Origin of the sequence: Vibrio sp. SCSIO 43136 (assembly GCF_023716565.1) — a bacterium.
Lineage (GTDB): Bacteria > Pseudomonadota > Gammaproteobacteria > Enterobacterales > Vibrionaceae > Vibrio.
This window is the reverse complement of record NZ_CP071848.1, coordinates 1852967-1871742: the sequence shown is the minus strand read 5'-3', so window position 1 is coordinate 1871742 and position 18776 is coordinate 1852967. Positions and strand designations below refer to the sequence as shown.

The 18776-nt window shown below is 41.8% G+C and carries 8 protein-coding genes and 5 pseudogenes; 8 read left to right on the top strand and 5 right to left on the bottom strand.

The window, feature by feature from the left end; all coding sequences use genetic code 11:
- Positions 1-192: a hypothetical protein gene (locus tag J4N39_RS08695; protein ID WP_252018150.1), complete on the top strand. Its 192-nt coding sequence runs from the start codon at positions 1-3 to the stop codon at positions 190-192.
- Here the strand turns inward: J4N39_RS08695 and J4N39_RS08690 are convergent.
- Positions 189-512, bottom strand: a complete 324-nt coding sequence (locus J4N39_RS08690) for a helix-turn-helix transcriptional regulator (RefSeq protein ID WP_252018148.1) — start codon at positions 510-512, stop codon at positions 189-191. The two genes, J4N39_RS08695 and J4N39_RS08690, sit on opposite strands and share 4 nt — an antisense overlap.
- A 575-nt stretch (positions 513-1087) precedes the next feature.
- On the opposite strand from J4N39_RS08690, the gene J4N39_RS08685 reads away from it, so the two are divergent.
- Positions 1088-1261: a hypothetical protein gene (locus J4N39_RS08685; protein WP_252018136.1), complete on the top strand. Its 174-nt coding sequence runs from the start codon at positions 1088-1090 to the stop codon at positions 1259-1261.
- Between the two features lie 882 nt (positions 1262-2143).
- Here the strand turns inward: J4N39_RS08685 and J4N39_RS08680 are convergent.
- Positions 2144-2847 (bottom strand): annotated as a pseudogene (locus J4N39_RS08680) (transposase).
- A 223-nt stretch (positions 2848-3070) separates the two neighbouring features.
- Here J4N39_RS08680 and J4N39_RS08675 point away from each other — a divergent pair.
- Positions 3071-4248, top strand: a protein-coding gene (locus J4N39_RS08675) for an IS3 family transposase (RefSeq protein ID WP_252018134.1) whose coding sequence is annotated in 2 segments (ribosomal slippage) — positions 3071-3338 and positions 3338-4248 — 1179 coding nt in all. Because the reading frame shifts where the segments join, the coding sequence is not laid out codon by codon here.
- Positions 4249-4935: 687 nt separating this feature from the next.
- A pseudogene (locus tag J4N39_RS08670) lies at positions 4936-6547 on the top strand (IS1634 family transposase).
- Between the two features lie 72 nt (positions 6548-6619).
- Here the strand turns inward: J4N39_RS08670 and J4N39_RS08665 are convergent.
- Both J4N39_RS08665 and J4N39_RS08660 read right to left on the bottom strand, forming a co-directional pair.
- Positions 6620-7753, bottom strand: coding sequence for an ISAs1 family transposase (locus J4N39_RS08665; RefSeq protein WP_252018132.1), 1134 nt, complete (start codon positions 7751-7753; stop codon positions 6620-6622).
- 444 nt (positions 7754-8197) lie between these two features.
- Positions 8198-10018, bottom strand: coding sequence for an acyltransferase family protein (locus J4N39_RS08660; RefSeq protein ID WP_286036787.1), 1821 nt, complete (start codon positions 10016-10018; stop codon positions 8198-8200).
- Between the two features lie 150 nt (positions 10019-10168).
- On the opposite strand from J4N39_RS08660, the pseudogene J4N39_RS08655 reads away from it, so the two are divergent.
- A pseudogene (locus J4N39_RS08655) lies at positions 10169-11689 on the top strand (IS3 family transposase).
- A gap of 687 nt (positions 11690-12376) precedes the next feature.
- Positions 12377-12883, top strand: a pseudogene (locus J4N39_RS08650) (ISAs1 family transposase); the annotation flags it as partial.
- A 70-nt stretch (positions 12884-12953) separates the two neighbouring features.
- Here the strand turns inward: J4N39_RS08650 and J4N39_RS08645 are convergent.
- The gene (locus J4N39_RS08645; RefSeq protein WP_252018117.1) at positions 12954-14516 is read right to left on the bottom strand and encodes an IS1634 family transposase; all 1563 of its coding nucleotides are present in this window, start codon (positions 14514-14516) and stop codon (positions 12954-12956) included.
- Between the two features lie 131 nt (positions 14517-14647).
- Between J4N39_RS08645 and J4N39_RS08640 the strand changes: the two are divergent.
- Positions 14648-15268 (top strand): annotated as a pseudogene (locus tag J4N39_RS08640) (ISAs1 family transposase); the annotation flags it as partial.
- Between the two features lie 982 nt (positions 15269-16250).
- Positions 16251-18722 (top strand): EAL domain-containing protein, encoded by a 2472-nt coding sequence (locus J4N39_RS08635; RefSeq protein WP_252018114.1) that lies wholly within the window; start codon positions 16251-16253, stop codon positions 18720-18722.
- Positions 18723-18776: the final 54 nt, after the last annotated feature.

Sequence of the window (18776 nt, the reverse complement as noted above, 5' to 3'; positions counted from 1 at the left end):
ATGAGTAAGAAACAACAGCAGTTATCAATACTCGATATAGACTCAGGTAACTTTGGTCAGGGTGGCAGACGCCAAGGCTCTGGCAGAAAGAAGCGGGAGAAGACAGAAGTAATTCGAGTTCCTGCATCGCTGGTGGATGAGTTTAAACAGCGGATTGCTCAGTACAAAAAAGAGCAGCAGGTTTCTAGTTAGTCATCTCTCGCTCTATACTCTTCAATGATAAACTCCACCAATTTTAAGCGGCTAGTAGGTGAAAGCAGTCTGGCCGCTGCTGCAACATCAAGATCTGAAGCCCCGGTTATACCAATTCTATCTAAAGTTATATCAAGATCGCTTACCCCAAGTGCGTTGATAATCCCTCTATATTGACTAAACCTCAAATCAACCTTTCCAGACTCTATTCTTTGATATGTTTTTCGATCCATGCCAGACAGATTCGCAAGCTCTTTCTGAGTTAAATTTGCTCTATTTCGTCGGTCTTTAATCACATTGATTACATCATCTTGCTTCATTTAACCACCTCAATGGGACTGATTTTAGGTATTTGTGGCAAGAAAGAGACCATATTCTGGCATGGTGTTTACAATAGAATCAGTAGTCGCTATTTTCGCCATACATTCAGTTGCTTATAGAAAACTGTAGTACTTAGTATGATGTATACAAAGTGGCTAATATATAGCTTCGTGTCATTTATCATCAATTTGAGAATCAATTTGATAAAATTGTAAGTCTTCAGAAGTGTGACGAGTGTCAAAATAATAATATTAAAAGTTACAACTTACGTTGGGGTGGTGCGTGAATCTTACTTTTCCCTAAAACTCCTATAATCACTGGTTTTTGCGCAACAGTACTATTGCGTTTTAACTAAATGCAAACAGCAATGAAATGATTATTTCACGAAGTGATATACAGGAGTGTAATAAATGGCATCGAGATAAGCAGAAATTAGACTAAATTCCATTTAAATGGGTGGCTTTGCCCGTTATGGAATTCAAATTCGATGTGGTATAAATCTCAGCGGGCTGCGATAGCGTTCCCGTTCAAAACAACGCTATCGCAGGTAGTTTCACTAAGTAAAGGAAACGCTATGAATAGTAGCAATGGTATGGATAAAAACAATACTGTTTGTATGAACAGTATCTCTCAAGTTGGACAGGATCTTCTTGAGTTAATCACTCTAATTGATCCATCTAAAGAGCATAGTGAAGGCTTACTCCAGAGAGTCTCTGGTTACATTATCGATGAGGTCCAAACCGCCTAGAAGTTAAAAAACTAAAGCCGCCTTCGGGCGGTTTTTTAGTGCCTGTCACTTGGGGCAAATTCGGGGCATTTGCGGGGCAAAAAATGCGGATTGGGGCAAAATTGGGACAAAGATAAATACGAATAGAGAAGAATAGAGAATAATTCAAGTTGCTTGTTTATCAGTGCCTTACGACTAACGCCAGTAATGACGGGGGGTTGTTGAAAAATGCCTTAGCACTCTGCCCAGTATTTAGGATATTGGTTGATAGGAGTAATATCGCTGTGCATTTTTTAACCTCGAAAGAACAAGGCGGGAATTATAGCGGCATGTGTAGTGGCTTGCCAGTAAATCGACCATTCCTGAACTCTCCTTCGGGGATTTTTCGTGTCACTAGTGAAATCAGTTGCATTAAATGTTTGATTTGCGCGGCTAATCACTCGTATTTTCAGCAATATCTGCTTGAATAATAGAGTGTGAGAATGTTCTTTACAAAGTGGCTGACAAAGAGCATGGCGGAATAGAGCTTCTTACCCAGCTGCCCACTGAAGGTCAGTTTAACCCTAACTAGAGGGTGAATGTTTCCGGAGCTTTTACAAAGGCTAGATTTAAGCTAACAGGCACCGTATCAAAATGGGTAACTGTTAGAGCATGTTTGAATCGTTACACCATAGCCTATTTTGTTGATTAGGTTGATCTTGTTATTTATCCTCTCCAAGAAACATGTATTTAAGTCATACGGAGATGTAGCCATTATCGCATGAAAGAAAGGTTAGGTTTTCCTGCCAATACTTATGAGTGATTTATAATGCTTCCTCAAACTTGTTGCCACCATATCTTCCCGTGGTCTTTGGTTTACTCTACCGAGTCGAGGTACCAAAGCTCCCTTATAAGATCTACCTGCTAGCAACTATTAGGCGCACTTAGCCCTAGGACTTTGTTCATTATTTTGACATTCGCTAGCACTTCATCAACTTGAACGTTGTATTATTAAAACTCAACTTTTCATTGAACCAAAGTATCACTTATGATGGCATCAACCGCTTGAACTCTTGGATGACTATCCTCCCGATACGCAGTACTTTTTCAATGTATGATCAGTGGTGTGGCTGCGTTGTTACAATGTATCTAATGACACTATTTGGTATCGTAAGCGCCTTGGGTCGACATCGCATGAAATTTTCTGCGTAGTGGATTGAGCAATGTCGGTAAAACCTCGCTATCGCCTAGGTTTACAAGGCTAATCTAGGCAATAGCTATGAAGCGAACTGCCCCTATGGCTTGTTCCGATATTTAACCTGAACCGTCTTTAAACGCTTACTTATGCTGGTGTAATTGAGAGAACTTAAAAGGACACCCATTAACTTAAAAATAGAGTCAATAAATTCCAGAAGAACACGTAGTGATAGTGAGTATATTTCCTTAATCATTAAGGCTGCTTCAATCGCAATATCAGTATACTGAAAACCTCGACCACGGTTGCCATATGTTTTGCAACACCATGCATCAATTGCTGAATCATCTATCCAGAATGTTATGGATCCTCGTTAATAGGTAGCCATATTGTACTCAGGATAGTTAGTTATCTTTATTTTGTCATTGCTCATATCACCACTAATCTACCAACTACAGGAGTTCGCAAAGGTTCAACTGATTTAGTCAACAACGCCCACTTATAGCATGTAATTCATCCAGATAGCTTTGTTGCTGTCTAGTGTCTAAATTCTATTTCATTTTCAGAAGTATCAATTGTGAGAGTGTAGTGGCATAGTGAATTTGGCCACCTGATTAGAGGTGTTAAGATGCACCTCGTACACAAGAGGTGGAACTATGACAAAACGTACGAGAAGAACCTTCAGTCCAGAATTCAAACTTGAAGCAGCTCAACTGGTTGTTGAACAAGGCTACTCCGTTGATGAAGCTGCCAAAGCTATGAATGTGAGCAAGTCAGCTATGGATAAGTGGGTAAGGCAACTCAAACAAGAACGGAAAGGCATTACCCCAAAGGCCTCACCGTTAACGCCAGAACAGATTGAAATTCGAGAGTTAAAGAAACGGATCGCTGAGCTTGAAGAGCACAATGAAATCATAAAAAAGGCTACAGCTCTGTTGATGTCGGACTCACTGAAAAATTCTCGATAATTGACCGACTCAAACAGAGCTACAGCATCACAACGCTTTGCAATGTCTTCGGCATCCATCGAAGTAGTTATAAGTATTGGAAGCGACGACCAAGAGCGATTCCTGCATTAGAAGTTCAAACTCGAGCGCTTGTACAAGAGGCTCATAGTGCTAGCAACGGCTCTGCTGGGGCTCGAACGATTGCTGGCATCGTAACTAATGCTGGCGTTAATTTGAGTCGCTATCGAGCAACTAAAATCATGAAAAAGCTTGGGATAGTGAGTCGACAGCTACCGAAGCACCGATATAAGAAACCGTCTCCCGAGCATGTGGAGATCCCGAATCACCTTGAGCGCCAGTTCGCTGTTACGGCTCCAAATCAGGTGTGGGTTGGTGATGTGACTTATGTCTGGACGGGAAACCGCTGGGCTTATCTAGCCGTTGTACTGGACTTGTTTGCTCGTAAACCAATTGGTTGGGCGATGTCTTTTTCGCCCGATAGCCAGTTGACGGTCAAAGCCTTAAAAATGGCTTATGAAAGCCGTGGCAAGCCGAAAGGAGTTATGTTCCATAGCGATCAGGGAACACATTACACGAGCCGTAAGTTCCGTCAGATTTTATGGCGTTATCAGATTAAACAAAGCTTATCGCGTAGAGGAAACTGTTGGGATAACAGCCCGATGGAACGCTTCTTCAGAAGCCTAAAAACAGAATGGGTGCCAGCTTGTGGCTATCGAAGCTTAACGGAAGCCTGGAACAGCATTGTTGGCTACATCATCAGATATTACAGCCAAGTCAGGCCGCATCAGTACAATGGCGGTCTCACACCAAATGAGTCGGAAAGACTTTACTGGGAAACTTACAAAACTGTGGCCAATTTTAGTTGACCACTAAAGAGCTTGATCCAGCGCCGTATATTTATGTCACCTTCAACGGTTGGTTTGAGCGACTTGAACTCTGTCCATTACCTCTCGACCAAACTTGGCGGCGACATAAAAAAGGTCATAGACAATTCGTGCTTAAAGGGCAACGGCTTCTACCTCTATGTCAAAAGTGGAGTTCATATATAATGTTATAACTTTGAGAATTTGAGCTTGCTCCCCAAGAGCTTCAAATATGGGGATATCTCTTTACAGCCACTATCTAGCCAGGCCTGGAAAAATAGGTACGTTTGAGTACTTGTGAAGATAGTTGTATAGCGATGGCTTTCAAATATCACAAGTTCGTCCATAGCCAATTGAGGTAAACGGGCTAAAGTAAGCACGGCTACGACACTCTAGAGAGGATGCATTGTACCAATGTACTACAGTAAGCTCTGACATGTATTTGATTAACTATTGGCTATAGATTTTCGATGCAACCAATCAGCCGATTAGTGAAGTGTGAATATAGCAACACCCAAGAAATTGATTCAGTTTTGATACTAAGATTTTTGCATTATATCCGTCATTCCGCACCACATTCCAGATTTTAAATAGTGTGATCTGGTGAACATTTGTAGATACTGGTGACGAAGACCCCTTGACCAAGATCCCCAGTTTTGAACTATTACTGTTATTTAACGGTCGATTATTATGTCTGCTCCTCAACCTGTCATTAAACGTTTAGATCACCTAGGGCTAATTGCGGCTTTCTGCCATGAAGTCGGTTTACCAGCCATTATCGACCGCATCATTCCTAAGCACTCCGAACACAACGTCTCACATGGTGATGCCGTCTTAGCAATGATCCTAAATGGACTTGGCTTTCACAGTAGAACGCTGCATATGTTCTCTGACTTTTTCGAAACGAAGCCAATTGCCAAGCTACTTGCTAAAGACATTGAAGCGCACCACTTAACTGAGGATGTACTTGGACGAACGCTAGATGCGTTGTATGACGCAGATGTATCCGCACTTTACCAAGCGATTGCAGAGCATGTTGTTGATAAACTTGAACTTAAAACGGACTCTGTCCACCTTGATATCACTAGCTTCCACGTCGATGGTGAATATGCTCCAGACGAAGATATCAATGCTATTAAACTGGTCAAAGGTTACAGCCGAGATCACCGCCCAGAGCTATACCAAGTAGTTCTAGAGCTGATTTGCGAAAACCAAGCTGGCTTACCTATTTACATGCAGGCACTCAGTGGCAACACTAATGATGCTCAGGCATTTTCTGAAGTCACTAAGAAGCACATTCATTGTTTAAAGGCGGCTCAAAATAGCCGCTACTTTATCGCTGATGCTGCTTTATATACTGAAGACAGTATTCGCTTACTGGATGAACAACAGCAGAAATTTATTACTCGTGTCCCAATGACTATCAAGTCAGCTAAAGAAGCACTACTCGCCCTCCAACCAAAGCAGTTGCAACCTATTGGCAGTGCTATTTAGGTTGCTGGGTTGATGCTAACTATGGCTCTGTAGCTCAAAAATGGTTGTTGGTTCATAGTGAACAAGCAACTAAACGAGAAGAAGCAACTCTCTACAAAAACTTAGATAAAAATATCACTAAAGAGCTGAAAGCACTGGGCCAACTAATGAAAAAACAGTTTGCTTGCGCAGTGGATGCTGAGCAGGCCATGAACGACTTTGCTCATCAGTGTCATTTACTTGGCTTTGCGCAAACCACCATCATCAAAGAGCCAATCTATGCTAACCGTGGTCGCCCCAAGAAAGGTGCAAAGCCAACGGGTATCACTATTTAATTGACGCTACGCCTTATACCGATTTAGAAAAGGTTAAACTGGCTAGGCTTAAAGTGGGCATGTTTATTCTCGCAACCAACGACACCGACAGTGCCGATCTAACAATGGCTGCATTACTCGATCATTACAAATCTCAACAAAAAGTAGAGCGTGGGTTTCGCTTCTTGAAAAGCCCTGAGTTCCTCACGTCATCAATCTTCCTAAAGAAGCCTCAACGAATTGAGGCATTACTGATGATCATGACGTTAAGTCTTCTAGTTTACGCTTGTTTAGAGCATAAGATCCGAGAGCAACTAACCAAGACAGAAGCATTTTTCCCGAGCATGGTGAAGAACAAGACAACAACGAAACCAACAGCACGCTGGGTATTCCTGAAATTTGAAGGTATCGACACACTCGAGTTCGGTGACCAAAGCTTCATAACGGGTATTCAAGATCACCAAACCCGACTACTCAAATTACTGGGTGTTTTATATGAAGCGGTTTATTCTTAAATTGGCTGCGGAATCTCGGTTATATACGTTGAGTCTGAACAAGTAGTTTAGCCAGGGCGAGAGCATGAGTGCCTAATTATTGTTCGATGCATCAAGACCAGCGAGCAATACTTTGTCTAAATAATCATTGCTCATCGCCGCTATCTTTTGTTTACGACGCACACTTGCTTTCTTGGTATTTTCAGAACGTAACATATTTAGTGCGATATGGCGTATGCAAGCCATGACTTCAGCGGCATTGTTTCGGTAAATTTGGCAACTGTCTTCATTCATCGTGGCATCAAGCACCCAATGCAAACTGTTTTCTATACCCCAGTGGCCACGAACCGCTGCTGCAAACTCTGTATTTGTGAGTTCTGCTGAACTGATATAGTAACGATATTCGAAAGAACTTTTTCCTTTATTATCAACACGGCAACTTAGTGCAAAACCAATGGATTTTAGTCCTTTCCATTCGGGAAACTGTTTGGCTAGCTCGCCTGCGGGTAAGACATGGTATTCACGGGCTTCTACTCGACCATGCCCTTTTTCAATCGTGACATTTTGAGGTTCGCTTTTTGCAATTCTTTTCTCTTTAAGCGCATGTTGCACTGCTTTAAACAGTGACTCCTGATTTCCTTTCACTGCAAGGAGATAATCTCCACCTTCATCGGTAATGGTGGCAGCAATGTTTGTTTGACAACCGATGGCATCAATCGAAACGAGGCAACCTTTAATATCTAGTAGCTGAAGTAACTCTGGTATCGCTGTGATTTCATTTGATTTAGCATCGGTTTTTCGTTGTCCTACGACGACACCATTAGCGGTTGCAAAAGCGCTAACCATATGGATTGTAGACTGGCGGCTTTCACGATCGTATGAGCCTCTCAAAACTTTACCATCGATAGCTATCAACTCACCTTTTGAGCGTTGAGATATAGCCTGCATCCAGCTAGCAAAACTTGTTTGAAACTCAGTTGGTTCAAGGCGTGAAACGATACGTGCAATAGTGTCATGTGTAGGCAGACCATCTGGGAAGAAGCCTTTTTCTTGAAGCCAATCAAGGTGAACTTCACCAAAGTCTTCAATATCTTCCCATCCTTCACAACCTGCAATAACGGCACACACTACCAAAAACAAAACATCGAATAATGGGTAGCTAATTTTAGCTGATTGACGTGGATCTGTTAGGTGGCCAAAATGCTCAGAGAAAGCGTCGATGCTCATGAAAATACCCTCAAAAGGGAGTATATGATCACAGCTAGATCAGATCGTCAAATCGATCCTATTTAGCTCAAAAAACGTTCATGATCTCGCCCTGGTAGTTTAGCTGGTACACCGAGCATCAATACTTACTTGAGCATGCGCCACTGTATGTCATGGATAGACTCATAAGTTTGACGTCTAGAATAATATACGGCGGGGGCCGAAATTGAGGTGATAGAGATTAATTAGTCAGTTTTTGGAGAATTTACGGTCTGTAAGTCTTCTAGGAAAAACTAAAAGAAAGTGTTTTTTTCATGAAAATAGTAGCTAGTGTAATGTTTTGCTTGGTGATGAAACCTTACACTAACTACCGTTTACATCAATTTACTATGAACCTAACAAAAGCTATATATTATATATGTTATTCTTGTTTTGTCATTGGTTAGGGTTTTGTATGGCGTTTAATTAAAGGTCAATAGCATCTATTGCCAACTCCCCGTACTTTACTGCTCCCACTTCATTTAAATGAGAATTGTCAAAGTAAATAAGTTCTCCTTCATAATATGGAACCTCTTGAAATAATCGTAGCTCTGATAATTCGACATACTTAACGTTATTATAGCGCCCAGAAATTTCTTTAATGGTATTGTTCGCCTTGATCCAATCTTCATTTCTCTCAATTTTAAGGGGCAAGCCGAGTTGCTCAAAGCGGTTTATACGCATAATATTTGATTTAAATAATGGAACTTGGGGGAGGATAATAACCGTCTGGCCACGTTCTTTCGTGCTGTCCAGAAAAGCATTTAACCTTTTTGTAAAGTTTTCATGGGTGATTTGATATGCCCAGTGACCAGCAATAATAATGGTTTTAGCATTTTTTACTAATTCTTTTGTATATGCAATTTGTTCTGCACATTTACCCTGAGAGTATTTTGGAAGCTTGGTGTAATCAAAGTTAGGTATCGTCACACAGTTGCTAGCAGTTATTACCTTAAATCGCACACTTCTTGATTCACCAACTACGTCAAAGAAGAGATTTAATTGTGCAGCATGGCTATCTCCTAGAACTAATGCTTCACTATTACTACTCCTATCCCCTCGAAAACAATCTCCGATTATAGTTCCGTGGCAAATTTTGTCTGCTGGCGCATATCTAGTGTATTTGGTTTGTAATTCAGTGATAATGTTATTATTGATATACTTTGTAGAGTAAGTGAGCGTTAATACAACTGTTAAAAGGAAAGTATACCTTTGAAATAAAATCTTCTTTGAGCTATTCTTATTGCGGAATTTGTTTTCAATAAGATAGTATGATAGTGCTGAAAATGAAATCGTAAGGAAAGTGAAAATTATGAGTTCACTATAATCTAATGCGTAAGAATTAGAGTAATACCTCAGCGTAGACAAAACTGGCCAGTGCCATAAATATAGAGAGTAGGAAATAGTGCCCAAGAATACAAGGACGGGGTGAGATAATGCTTTATTTACTACAGAGTTAGAGCTTGTTATTATAAGTGCTGTTCCTATGCAAACTGGGAGAGCAGAAAATCCGGGGAAAATATCATCTTTGGTTAAGTATACAATGGATAATACTACGAGTATTAATCCGGTGATGGAAATTACATTTGAGTGGAAGTTATTCTTTGGCTTTAAGTTGCAGCAAGCAATTAATGAACCAACCAAAAATTCTCCTGAGCGCGCAAGTAATGAAAAGTACATTGACTGACTGTTGTTGTTAAATATAATCTGGTAATGGGTATATAAAAGTGATAATAGTATGATTCCGATTGATATGCTTATAAATTTTTTTTTGGATAGAAATAAAATAAAAAATGGCAAGACGAGATAAAATTGCATCTCTATTGATAGTGACCATGTGTGTAATAATGGCAGTTCATTGGAGTTCGGTGCAAAATAATTTCCGAAGTCAGAGAAGTAGTTATTGCTGTAAAAGAATAGTGATTTCAAGAAACTGTCATGGAAAAAATTAAAATCTCTTGGAGTTAGAAGTATAGTCATTGTAAGAAGAGTTACAATCATAAGGAATAGATATGCTGGTAAAATTCTCCTTATGCGGCTCTGGTAAAAATCAATAAAATAAAATGTATTTAATGTTTTTTTATTTAATATAATCGAAGATATTAAGAAACCAGATATTACGAAAAACATATCTACACCAACAAAACCACCCGGTAACCAGTCCTTGTTGATGTGAAAGATGACCACAGATAGCACTGCTATAGCTCTGAGGCCTTGAATGTCGTTACGATATGATTTTGAACACATTATTAAATTAGCTGTATGATTTACTTAGAGGTAGTGTAATGTACCATTTTCAAGTTGACGTTTCACCTCAAAGATTTTTACTATTGCCCCCTCTGGCAGGATAGTTGTCACTGTTAAAATTTAACCAGTTTGGGCGGTAATGAGTGAACTTTGTCTCGTATCTCAGCAGAAAGAAAAGAAGCCATATTGAAGAAACTTCTGCCCCCATATTCCATGTCAGTGGCGGAAGTTGCAAAAGAAGAAGGCATCAGTACAGCAACCCTGTATCATTGGCGGAAACAACTTCGACGCTCAGGAGCCGCAGTGCCAAATAGCAACATTTCATCAGAGCAATGGTCAGCTCAAACCAAATTAGCCATTGTGGCTGAAACCTACTCAATGACAGAGAATGAACTCAGTCAATACTGTCGAGAAAAAGGGTTATATCCAGAAGAAGTGCAAGGCTGGCGAAGTGAATGCATGCAAGGTTTTATGTCGATAAAGAGCGTGAAGCTGAAGCCAAGAAACAGGCCAAAGCCGATAAGCTTGAGATTAAAGAGCTCAAAAAGGAGCTCCGACATAAGGAAAAGGCACTTGCTGAAAGCGGCTCTACTTGTGTTGAGAAAAAAGCTGAGAGCCTTTTACGGGGAAGAACCAGAGGACGATTAACCTCTGCCGATGAAAGGCTGTATTGGTCACTTTGATCCATGAAGCTAGGAATAACGGTTGCCGTCTAGAGCCTGCATGCGGTGAAGTGGAGATAGACTTAAGAACTTATCGCCGCTGGTATCAGCAAGGTGAGGTGCAAGAGGATAAAAGGCCGGCTTGCGAGAGACCAGAGCCTGCCAACAAGCTCACACCACAGAGCAGATGGCCATTATCGAGGTGTGTAACCGACCTGAGTATGCAAGCTTACCACCGACTCAGATCGTCCCAACACTGCTAGATAAAGGCGAATATATTGCTTCGGAGTCAAGCTTCTATCGAGTACTAAAAGCGGAAGGTCAGCTTCATGGTCGTGGACGTCAGAAGAGCCGACAGAAACAGTCACGACCACAAGTTATACGGCAACAGGCCCTAATCAGGTGTTTACATGGACATTACCTACTTGCCGTCAAAGGTCGTGGGCAACACTATTACCTGTATGTCATCGAGGACATCTACAGCCGCAAAGTCGTTGGTTATGATGTCTATGAGTGTGAATGTGGTGAGTTAGCTTCACACTATTACAGCGCACGTTAATGCGTGAACGGTGCTTTAACCAACCACTGGTACTGCACTCTGACAATGGCGCACCAATGAAGTCTGACGTTCAAAGCTAAGATGGATGAGCTGGGTATTACCTCATCTTACAGCCCCAAGAGTTAGTGATGACAACCCTTATGTGGAATCACTGTTCCGCACGGTAAAGTACATGCCAAGTTGGCCAACAAAAGGCTTCGAAAACCTAGAATAAGCCGTGACTGGGTAGAATCCTTCGTGCGCTGGTACAACACAGAGCATAAGCACAGTAAGCTGAATTATGTAACGCCAGCACAGCGACACAATGGTCAAGATGAAGAGATCTTAATGCATCGAGCGAAGGTGTTACTTGCTGCCAAGCAAAAGCACCCTGAGCGTTGGTCGAGCGGAATTAGGAACTGTGAGCCAGTTGGAGAGGTTCATCTGAACCCAGAGAGAATAGCCGCTTAATTAATGAGCGAATGATGACAACTACCTTGAAAAACGCCGATTGTATCAATACCCATTTCGTGTGTGGCCGACTATAACTACGCCTACACCAAGCACCGCAATGTTTCAATTATCAAAATAAAATGTGAACAAAAGGCATTGTTGACCGAACCAAATTGAAGAACAACATCTCCATTGGTTACTAGCGGTTAACTTCTGACAAGCATACCTAGTCCAACGACGTTGTTCGTATCTCTAATATTTGTTTCGATTTCAAAACCTTGAGTGTTGTAATATCTCAAACTCAACCTACCACTAGTTAGCCCTTTATATCGCAACATAGCTGTCTCAGATATTGAGCGCTCGTGATTACTTAAGTCAACTTTCCATTGAGCCAAAATGCACTTTCGATGGCATCAACCGCGTCATTTCTGGATGACTATACTCCCAATACGCAGTGTTTATACGAGGAGGGGCCAGTTTGTTGGCCCTTGTTACTATGTACCTTATGACACTTTTTAGTATCTTAAGCACAGTCGTTCTATATGTTATGAAACTTTCTTCGTAATGGTTTGAGCAATGTTGGTAAAGCGTCGTTATTGCCTCAGGGCAAGATCGCGAACGTTTTCTGAGCACTTAGAACGATCGATTTGACGATCATATTTAGCTGTGATCATATACTCTTTTTAAAAAAGAGAACTAGCCACAATGCATATCGATGAGTTTAAAGAGCACTTTGATGCCATCACTGACAGCCGTCAATCAGCAAAGGTAACTTATTGTTTATTTGACGTTTTATTTGGCTCATTGTGTGCTGTTATTGCAGGTGCCAAAGGTTGGTTTGATATTTGCGAGTACATTCTCGGTCATCATGAGTGGTTCAAACGTAATGATCTGTTTCTTAAAGACATACCTGCGGATGATACGATAGCACGCATCATATCTAGGATTGAACCTGAGCTATTTCACGCCTGTTTTATCAACTGGATGTCCGCGGTGCATTGTCTTACTGGAGGACAAGTCGTTGCCATTGATGGCAAGACTCTACGGGGTTCATACAACCGAGATGACCGAGCCAGCACAATTCATATGATTAGTGCTTATGCTTCATCAAATAAGCTCGTTCTAGGCCAGCTCAAAACTGACAAAAAGAGCAACGAAATTACGGCTATACCCGAGCTGATTAAGCTGCTTGATATCAAAGGAGCTTTAGTCCCGAGATTCCGCAGCCAATTTAAGAATAAACCGCTTCATATAAAACACCCAGTAATTTGAGTAGTCGGGTTTAGTGATCTTGAATACCCGTTATGAAGCTTTGGTCACCGAACTCGAGTGTGTCGATACCTTCAAATTTCAGGAATACCCAGCGTGCTGTTGGTTTCGTTGTTGTCTTGTTCTTCACCATGCTCGGGAAAAATGCTTCTGTCTTGGTTAGTTGCTCTCGGATCTTATGCTCTAAACAAGCGTAAACTAGAAGACTTAACGTCATGATCATCAGTAATGCCTCAATTCGTTGAGGCTTCTTTAGGAAGATTGATGACGTGAGGAACTCAGGGCTTTTCAAGAAGCGAAACCCACGCTCTACTTTTTGTTGAGATTTGTAATGATCGAGTAATGCAGCCATTGTTAGATCGGCACTGTCGGTGTCGTTGGTTGCGAGAATAAACATGCCCACTTTAAGCCTAGCCAGTTTAACCTTTTCTAAATCGGTATAAGGCGTAGCGTCAATTAAATAGTGATACCCCGTTGGCTTTGCACCTTTCTTGGGGCGACCACGGTTAGCATAGATTGGCTCTTTGATGATGGTGGTTTGCGCAAAGCCAAGTAAATGACACTGATGAGCAAAGTCGTTCATGGCCTGCTCAGCATCCACTGCGCAAGCAAACTGTTTTTTCATTAGTTGGCCCAGTGCTTTCAGCTCTTTAGTGATATTTTTATCTAAGTTTTTGTAGAGAGTTGCTTCTTCTCGTTTAGTTGCTTGTTCACTATGAACCAACAACCATTTTTGAGCTACAGAGCCATAGTTAGCATCAACCCAGCAACCTAAATAGCTACTGCCAATAGGTTGCAACTGCTTTGGTTGGAGGGCGAGTAGTGCTTCTTTAGCTGACTTGATAGTCATTGGGACACGAGTAATAAATTTCTGCTGTTGTTCATCCAGTGAGCGAATACTGTCTTCAGTATATAAAGCAGCATCAGCGATAAAGTAGCGGCTATTTTGAGCCGCCTTTAAACAATGAATGTGCTTCTTAGTGACTTCAGAAAATGCCTGAGCATCATTAGTGTTGCCACTGAGTGCCTGCATGTAAATAGGTAAGCCAGCTTGGTTTTCGCAAATCAGCTCTAGAACTACTTGGTATAGCTCTGGGCGGTGATCTCGGCTGTAACCTTTGACCAGTTTAATAGCATTGATATCTTCGTCTGGAGCATATTCACCATCGACGTGGAAGCTAGTGATATCAAGGTGGACAGAGTCCGTTTTAAGTTCAAGTTTATCAACAACATGCTCTGCAATCGCTTGGTAAAGTGCGGATACATCTGCGTCATACAACGCATCTAGCGTTCGTCCAAGTACATCATCAGTTAAGTGGTGCGCTTCAATGTCTTTAGCAAGTAGCTTGGCAATTGGCTTCGTTTCGAAAAAGTCAGAGAACATATGCAGCGTTCTACTGTGAAAGCCAAGTCCATTTAGGATCATTGCTAAGACGGCATCACCATGTGAGACGTTGTGTTCGGAGTGCTTAGGAACGATGCGGTCGATAATGGCTGGTAAACCGACTTCATGGCAGAAAGCCGCAATTAGCCCTAGGTGATCTAAACGTTTAATGACAGGTTGAGGAGCAGACATAATAATCGACCGTTAAATAACAGTAATAGTTCAAAACTGGGGATCTTGGTCAAGGGGTCTTCGTCACCAGTATCTACAAATGTTCACCAGATCACACTATTTAAAATCTGGAATGTGGTGCGGACTGACGGTTAGTCACCATTGATGCTATGGCGTGCCAAACAGAGGTAGCAAAATCTATCATCGACCAAGATGCGGATTACTTGCTTGCAGTCAAAAGCAATCAAGGTAACTTACGCAAAGCAGTTGAAAAGGCTTTTGCAAAGCAACGGGCAACGAAGCTCGATGATATTGATATCGAGAAGAACCACGGTCGGGTTGAGGTTCGTCAGAGCCATGTATTAAGCGCTGAAGAGCTTGAAGGCGACTTCTCTCGATGGAAGGAATTGAAGTCTATCGTGATGATAGAAAACTTCCGCGACCAAAAAGGTAAGGCTCCAGAACTTGAGTACCGCTACTACATCAGCTCAAAACAACTGAGTGCGGAAAAGGCCGCATACGCAGTCAGAGAGCATTGGGGTATAGAGTCGATGCACTGGATATTGGATGTAACTATGGCTGAGGATGCCTGCCAAATATACAAAGATCACGGGGCAGAAAACTTATCCTGTCTACGTCATATAGGGCTTAATATGCTACGTTCAGAACCAACCAAACTCAGTATTGTTGGCAAGCAAAAGCGTTGCATGATGAATACGACAATGCTGGAAGCTGTTCTGAGTGCTGGTTTAAGCCCGATGAGCAATAATTAAACACTCATGCGGTTGCCCTGGTTATTGCCTAAGTTCACAATGCATAATCTGCGGCAATAACTTCATGGCAATTGGCGACAATAGTTAGGTGTCACTAATGGCCTGTTCTTCGTTTTTTTGTTTCATACTTTTCACTTTCCCCAAATACCTTGAGACCAGTTTAGTCAATAACTATTTGGCGAATTGTCCCTCTGGCTTGTTTTGATGCTTTCCCTAACCGTAATTGAATGCGTAGTTGAGATAACTTAAAAAGACACACATTAACTCAAAAATAGAGTCGATAAATCCCAGAAGACCACGTGGCGGTAGTGAGAATATTCCTTAATTTATTAATAAGGCTATTTCTATCGCAGTATCATTGTACTCAGGCTAGTTAGTTATCTACATTTATTTTTACCCATATTACCAACAACCAACCTACTACAGGAGTTGAGGTATTAGGAATTCGTATAGGTTCAACTGATTAAGTCAAAAATTCCGGATAGAAGTAGAAATGTTCATATTGCTATACATGTTAGTAGTCCTTCGAATGTAAAAAAATATGGTTCTGGCGAATAGGGAGAATGATATAAACAATCGAGGGTGGGGGCAATTACCTAACAAGTAATCAATTTGTATTGCTTTTTGTTGACTCATCGAGTTGTAGCTCAGATAGCACTCTGCCCAGTATTTAGGATATTGGTTGATAGGAGTAATATCGCTGTGCATTTTTTAACCTCGAAAGAACAAGGCGGGAATTATAGCGGCATGTGTAGTGGCTTGCCAGTAAATCGACCATTCCTGAACTCTCCTTCGGGGATTTTTCGTGTCACTAGTGAAATCAGTTGCATTAAATGTTAGATTTGCGCGGCTAATCACTCGTATTTTCGCCAATATCTGCTTGAATAATAGGGTGTGTGGACGTTTTGATTTAAACGCACACTTTTTAAGTGGACATAGATTCACAGCGAAAACTTAAACGATTGAAGGTTGGGCAGTACGAGTGAGTGAGTCGATTCAAACTATTTTAAATAGCTTATCAAAACTTCCTGAGCAAGAAGGGAGGTTTGGCTACTCGTCCGTTAACTGGCATTGGCTAGTTGAGAGCAATCACTTTCGCTTTGATGATCCCGCACTAAACGGACTGCTAGAACAGCAGGGCATCCACGCCATCGAAGACATCTTAGCTCTGTTTACCAAAAAAGATCGGGCTCGAATCGTACAAACCTTCCGTGCTGTTTCAGAGTCAGGCATAGCTCAGGACGTATTTTGTTGTTTGGTAACCCCAGCGACCAAGACGCTTATTTACGCATACTGGAAAATAGAAACAGGTTCAGATAAGGAGGTCGCAGGCTCGGTCCGCCCCGTATTTACTATCGAAAACATGGGCAAAGTTGCAGATTTTTTCCAGCAAATTTTTGATAACAATCACCATGGTGTGGTGGTTACAGATACTAATACCCGCATCCTAGCTTGTAATCATTACTTCGCTACTTTGACGGGGTACTCCATAGATGAGCTGATCGGTCTCAAGACCTCACATTTCAATGCAGGTAAACACAGTAAGGTGTTTTTTGATGAAATGTGGAGCCAGATCCATCGGCATGGGTACTGGAGTGGAACCGTGCTCACCAAGCGCAAAAACGGCAAGATAGAGCCACAAGATCTCACCATTCAAAAAATAGAGCAGCAAGACGGCAAAGTGTTTTACGTTGGTTTTAGTGTGGACCTATCTAACCATCTTTACCGAGTGGCAGATAAAGAGCTTGGCGGAATAGAGCTTCTTACCCAGCTGCCCAGTGAAAGCCAATTTAACCTCAACTTGCTCGAACTTATCGAAGAGTACCACCCATTACACAATATTATGGTGATGAGCTTTGTGCCCGACTCAGAAGGCATTGATAAGCTCGACTTGAGAATGGATGTTTCAGGGGCTATTGCCAAGACTGATTCACGCTACCTGTGCGGGTATTTAAGTGACAATTTGTTTGTGGTGGCTTTGCACTGTGCTAAAGGGCCACAAAACGTTCGCTTGATTCACAATGAGATCAAAACCTTCTTTCAAGCGTTGCGTAAAAACCTCAAAGAGCACATCTATAAACGAGTGACGATGGGCACCATTGGGGTCTCAATTCTTGGGTATGATACTTCGAGCCCTAAATCCATGGTCAAGCATGCTACGCAAGCCATGCTAGAGCGACATTCGAGTAGTGGGCAGAACATCAGTTTCTATGATCGGGGTGTGCATCAAGAAGCCGCAAGGCGTAAAGCACTAGAAGAAGCCTTGCTCATCGCTATTCGTAATCAATCCATCATGGTCTACTATCAGCCAATCGTTTCAACTAATGATTGGCGAATTGTTAAGTTTGAAGCCTTGTGTCGTTTTCCTGAGCTTAATGGACAGGTATATCCGGTTCAGGAAGTGATTAACTTGGCCGAAGACCTCGACCTCATCACTAAAATTGACCAATGTGTTGGGCAGAAAGCCCTCAGCCAGTTAGCGCAAATTCATGAACATTTTGGTCCAGATGTTGGTGTCACCATTAACCGCTCGTTGAACACTTCCATCAGCACACAAAAAGTGCTCGCATCAGCGATGGAGCTCGTGCAACAAAGTAAAGTTGATCCAGAGCTTATCACCATCGAGTTGACGGAAAGTGCTTACTTTTCTAGTGAAGAGCAGCATATAGAAGCGCTGCAAAAAATGCGTGACTTGGGAATGAAAGTTGCGATTGATGATTTTGGTTCGGGATATTCTTCACTGGCCTATTTGAGTGATGGCCATTTTGATTACCTAAAAATAGATCGCTCTTTTGTCAAAGACATAGAGGTAGGCACCAACCGCTACTTTATCATCAAATATCTTGTTAATTTGTCCCATACTTTGGGCGTCTCGGTTGTCGCCGAGGGTGCTGAAAATATCAGTGAGGTGCGAACTTTAGCCCGTTTAGGTGTCGATTACATTCAAGGGTTCTTTTTCTCACGCCCAGTAGCGATTAACCATATTGAGAAAGCGCGTGCATACACCAAGAACTTGCATGAGTTGCGACCGATTTCGGTGCCAAAACAAGGGGAAGGGATACTTAAATTATGTGACTTCACGATTCCATCGCTTCACCGCACGGACTCTTTACAAGATGTGCAGAGCATTTTTAACCAAAGCCATTTTGATGCACTGCCGGTAGTCGAAGAAGGAAAATGTTTTGGTTACGTTGACCGAGAAACGCTAGCGCTTAACTTGACCCCGAGTTTGGGCACTAAGTTAGAAACCCTAAGCGACGGCAAGATTTTAAAGCGCAAAGTTGCGCAAGTTTTGAGAAGAGATCACACAGAGCTGAAGACGACCACACCGGTCAGTGAAGTTGCGCAGTTAGTCAGGCGAAAAGCTAAATTGCCTTGGATAGTGTTAAATGAAAAAGGTGAGTTTCAGGGTATTGTATCTAATAGACAGCTTCTCGATTTCTTTGCTAAATAATGACCTGAAAATATAAACACAAAAGGGAGCCTCGGCTCCCTTTCTCGTATGCTG

Coding starts and splice junctions, on each gene's coding strand:
- J4N39_RS08695 (WP_252018150.1), top strand. CDS start 1: ATGAGTAAGAAACAACAGCAGTTATCAATACTCGATATAGACTCAGGT.
- J4N39_RS08690 (WP_252018148.1), bottom strand. CDS start 512: ATGAAGCAAGATGATGTAATCAATGTGATTAAAGACCGACGAAATAGA.
- J4N39_RS08685 (WP_252018136.1), top strand. CDS start 1,088: ATGAATAGTAGCAATGGTATGGATAAAAACAATACTGTTTGTATGAAC.
- J4N39_RS08665 (WP_252018132.1), bottom strand. CDS start 7,753: ATGAGCATCGACGCTTTCTCTGAGCATTTTGGCCACCTAACAGATCCA.
- J4N39_RS08660 (WP_286036787.1), bottom strand. CDS start 10,018: ATGTGTTCAAAATCATATCGTAACGACATTCAAGGCCTCAGAGCTATA.
- J4N39_RS08645 (WP_252018117.1), bottom strand. CDS start 14,516: ATGTCTGCTCCTCAACCTGTCATTAAACGTTTAGATCACCTAGGGCTA.